Origin of the sequence: Anabaena sp. AL93 (genome assembly GCF_001672085.1) — a bacterium.
In the GTDB taxonomy this organism is placed as follows: Bacteria; Cyanobacteriota; Cyanobacteriia; order Cyanobacteriales; family Nostocaceae; genus Dolichospermum; species Dolichospermum heterosporum.
In genome coordinates, this window is the sequence record NZ_LJOU01000183.1 from 1 (window position 1) to 4,434 (window position 4,434).

A 4,434-nucleotide genomic window follows, 5' to 3' on the forward strand; every position below is an offset into this window, starting at 1 on the left:
TGTAAATCCTGAAATCCTGGAAATCCTGATTCAGACAATTAATCACCGTCAAATTAGCAACCTCATCTACAAACAGATCCCTCATCCTGTAAATCCTGAAATCCTGGAAATCCTGATTCAGACAATTAATCACCATCAAATTAGCAACCTCATCTACAAACAGATCCCTCATCCTGTAAATCCTGAAATCCTGGAAATCCTGATTCAGACAATTAATCACCGTCAAATTAGCAACCTCATCTGCAAATAGATCCCTCATCCTGTAAATCCTGAAATCCTGGAAATCCTGATTCAGACAATTAATCACCGTCAAATTAGCAACCTCATCTGCAAACAGATCCCTCATCCTGTAAATCCTGAAATCCTGGAAATCCTGATTCAGACAATTAATCACCGTCAAATTAGCAACCTCATCTGCAAATAGATCCCTCATCCTGTAAATCCTGAAATCCTGGAAATCCTGATTCAGACAATTAATCACCGTCAAATTAGCAACCTCATCTACAAACAGATCCCTCATCCTGTAAATCCTGAAATCCTGGAAATCCTGATTCAGACAATTAATCACCGTCAAATTAGCAACCTCATCTGCAAATAGATCCCTCATCCTGTAAATCCTGAAATCCTGGAAATCCTGGAAATCCTGATTCGGACAATTTCCCACAGCGATCGCACACCTTTGGCATTTAGGTAGTAACTGGAATTGGCTATTTATACATTAAACACTTTTCAAACATCCTCTTAGCCATACCTCTAGCCCTCACAGATAACTTTTTCAGCAAACCCTAAATATTAAACACTAAAATCATTCCCATCTTGATTGATAACTAATCTTAAAATTGATAAACCTAAAATAATTAAAAATAGCACCAAACCAATAGTACAAGCATAGCTAATCTCTAAATTACCAAATGCTTGTTCATACAAATAATAAACAATAGTCTTAGAACTATTGAGTGGTCCGCCTTGAGTCATAATATAAACTTCTTCAAAAACTTTAGTTGCCGAAATCGCCGAAATTACAGCCACTAAAGCTAAATATGGTTGCATTAATGGTAACGTAATATCCCAATGTTTACGAACACTATCTGAACCATCAATAGCCGCAGCTTCATAAATATCAGCGGGAATGGCTTGTAATCCAGCTAAATAAATTACCATATAATAGCCTAAGCCTTTCCAAATCGTTACAGCCATAATACTAGCTAAGGAAATGGGAACAATTCCCAATATCTTATCAGGACTTGTTAACCAGGGAATTCCGTCGGGAAAAATCCCTAAAGTTTTGAGAATTTGATTCAGCAACCCGTTTTCTGCATATAACCATTTCCAGGCTATCCCAGCTACTACCATAGAAATTACAACTGGGGTATAATATGCTGTTCTAAACCAATTCATTCCCCGCAATTTTTGATTCACTAAAATTGCTAAAGCTAAGGGTAAAAATACTAAAATAGGAACAACACCAATCAGATAAATAAATGTATTTTCTAATGTTTGCCAAAAAACTGGATCTTTCGATAAACGCAGGAAATTTTTCCAGCCAATCCATTGAGGAGGATCTCCTATATTTTCATAGTTGGTAAAACTGAGATAAAAGGCTTGAACTGCTGGCCAAAAAACAGTTAATATTAAGATAATCAAGGCAGGTAATAAGAACAAATATGGTGTAATTTTGTGTTTAATTAAAATCCATTGTTTTGATGTTAATTGAGACATATTATAGGACTCCCATAAAACTAATATTTAATTGGGGAATCGGTTAAATAATCCTCTTCCCTATTTTTTGGCAAAATTACGTTTTACTCCTGACTCCTGACTCCTGACTCTTGAATTCTGCTGTATGATTCTGGTTCTACTGTCTCATGGTTATTAATTTTCACCTGTTTTAATAAGCTAGGCATCCAAGGTAAAGCTAGGAAAATTCCTGATAAAACTAATAGAAATACAGAAAGTCCAAAAAGTTGGTCGCGGGAAATTTCTAATACACCACGTAAAATTACCTCTCGCAAAGCCGAAACAATCGTAATTTCTACGGCTGCACCTACGGATATACTGCGTTCTTGGAGGTAATCAACTAATAACCGAAACAGTTCTACTAATATCAAAATAAACAGAATATCAGATGTGACTTGCCGTAAATCTAATGGACGTAAAAACGATAAAAACATATCTCCTAATCGAATGAGCATAACACAAAATAAACTCACGCAAAGGGAGATTACAATAATATCCTGAAAAAGCTCTAAGTTACGAACAATTCTATCTCGTTTAAACCAATTATTGACTTCTATAATTATCCGCTGTGGCATGGTATTTCCTAAAAAAGATCAATACATCTATTTTAATAATTAACCATTAAACAGATTTTAATAAAGTAAACAGAGAACAAGACGTAATTAGCAACTAAGTAGGTTGGCGTTGAAAATTGTCGTTATGGCAAGGCAAAAGGCAAGAGGCAAGAGGCAAGAGTGAAGAGGGTTTAGGCGATTTTACATTTCTTTACACAGTTTGGTTTTATTGTGTTCACCTACTTATCCAATTAAAGCATAATAGTACAGCTCGGAGTAAATAAACCAACGCTATCTAATTATACTAAACACAAGTAGGATATAAACTTTTGTGAAATGACAAAGAACCTAGATGTGGGTTTAGCAGTGCTTAATGGTGTCAACTTAACGTTAAACCTGTAGCCCGCCTGGGAATGATAGCGTAGCGTGGCGTTAGCCATATTCCCAGTCTAATAGCAGAAGTTGTCTTTTGATGACTAAATAACCCGGAAATTTTTGAGTAAACTTTAGTTTACTTTCGCTATTAGCCCGGAAATTCATTTCCGGGCGGGTGTGGAAGCAAACAGATAAGCCATTTTTAACTTAAGTTGACACCAATGAAGCTCTTGCTTTACCCCTACTACTACCAATACTGCTCGGTTAAGCCTGAAAAGTCATTATATGGCAGGTTGGGTTGTGGAACGTAAACGTTCGCTCAACCCAACCTACATTTCCTTAACTGACAAGTATTACTACTACTACCTTTAGAATCAAACAATTAAGCCGTTTTGAGTATACAAAAAACAAGGCGTGAAACTTATTAATTTTTGTTTCACGCCTCGTCTTTTATTTAAACTCCCCAGGCCGGATTCGAACCAGCGACCAATCGATTAACAGTCGATCGCTCTACCACTGAGCTACTGAGGAATGCTCTTTGCTCTTAACTTTAGCTATAGTAAACCTAAATCCAGATTAATGCAAGGGGTTTTGGAAAAATTTTCCAACTTTTTTTTGTTGCTGCTGAAATTTCTCACTTTTAATACCCCAAAACCTTTCCAGCAGCTACATTCGGAGATTTACGAATCCTAAAATTATAATCCCATTCGCAATTCCGTCAGCCGTTGTCTGGCTTTAGGATCAATTCCATTCACCAAGAATCTACTTTTAGGTTGTTTTTGCGACTGATACCTATGGCGCATCCGACAGACAGTAGTTTCTACTTCGCCACATAGTTGATGCGCCGATAACCATTCAGCACCATATCCCTGGACTGTTAACTGCTGCGCTCGATCTGATGTAGCGACAATCATGCGGGAAATTAAACATTGGGATATTTGGTGACGCAGAGACGCACAGGTTTTTTCTATATATGTGTCTGCAGTCTGACCAAAATCCGTATAATGTACTGTTAGAAAATTTGTAATAGTTTCTCTGTTACTAGGAGTGTTTTGATATTGAGCATCAAACACTACCTGAGTTTCATAACCTTGGAAAGCACTATAATTAGTCATTGCTTCCACTAATTCACCCCGTGCAGCCTCAAGTCCGGCATGATCACGGGTTTTTATCAAGCAAGGCCAAGTGCCTATAATATTGTAACCGTCTACTAAGAGAACGGCCGGGACTATGGAACGAGACATGGTTTTTAATCACAATTATCTAGAGTTAACAAAAATCATTCATAAGACTTATAGTAAATGAAGCATTGCTTGTAACCCCATGTTACAAGAAATAAAAACTGCCTCTTTTAATCAAATTTAGACCCTACGATAGAAGCTATGATTTTGAAAAAGCCTCTAAAAATCAGGTTTACTGAATTTGTTTTCTCTAAAAAAATATTTTTCTCTGTCTGTAAAATTTTATGTTTCCAGGATAGAAGGCTTTTTGAATAGCATTTTGACCGCTTTTCCACTAATTCTAGCTTTTAATAATAATTAACTATACATAAATGCGGATAAGCCAAAATTTGATTATTGTAGTAGATCAGGGCTATTTTATTCTAAATATAATCCGCCCATAACTGATAGTGTAGCGTGGCGTAAGCCATAGTTCAGGGCTAGTAGTTCGTCAAATTTATTTTGACGGGTAATGATCGGAAAAAACTTCTGTTCTTCCTTCCCCTACCTCCCCTACCTCCCCTACCTCCCCTACCTCCCCTACCTCG

The 4,434-nt window shown here is 36.8% G+C and carries 4 protein-coding genes and 1 tRNA gene; all 5 read right to left on the minus strand.

Features of this window, described 5'->3' with window-relative positions; translation table 11 throughout:
• Window positions 1–664, minus strand: a 664-nt coding sequence (locus AN486_RS26150; protein WP_290603018.1) for a hypothetical protein, incomplete at its 3' end; no start/stop codon positions are given.
• A 128-nt stretch (window positions 665–792) separates the two neighbouring features.
• Window positions 793–1,719: a carbohydrate ABC transporter permease gene (locus AN486_RS26155; RefSeq protein ID WP_053539587.1), complete on the minus strand. Its 927-nt coding sequence runs from the start codon at window positions 1,717–1,719 to the stop codon at window positions 793–795.
• Between the two features lie 83 nt (window positions 1,720–1,802).
• Entirely contained in the window at window positions 1,803–2,312 is a 510-nt protein-coding gene (locus tag AN486_RS26160) for a phosphate-starvation-inducible PsiE family protein (RefSeq protein ID WP_053539586.1), read from the minus strand.
• Window positions 2,313–3,125: 813 nt separating this feature from the next.
• Window positions 3,126–3,197 (minus strand) — tRNA-Asn (locus tag AN486_RS26165).
• A gap of 164 nt (window positions 3,198–3,361) precedes the next feature.
• Window positions 3,362–3,910: an NYN domain-containing protein gene (locus AN486_RS26170; RefSeq protein ID WP_039200402.1), complete on the minus strand. Its 549-nt coding sequence runs from the start codon at window positions 3,908–3,910 to the stop codon at window positions 3,362–3,364.
• Between the last annotated feature and the right edge of the window lie 524 nt (window positions 3,911–4,434).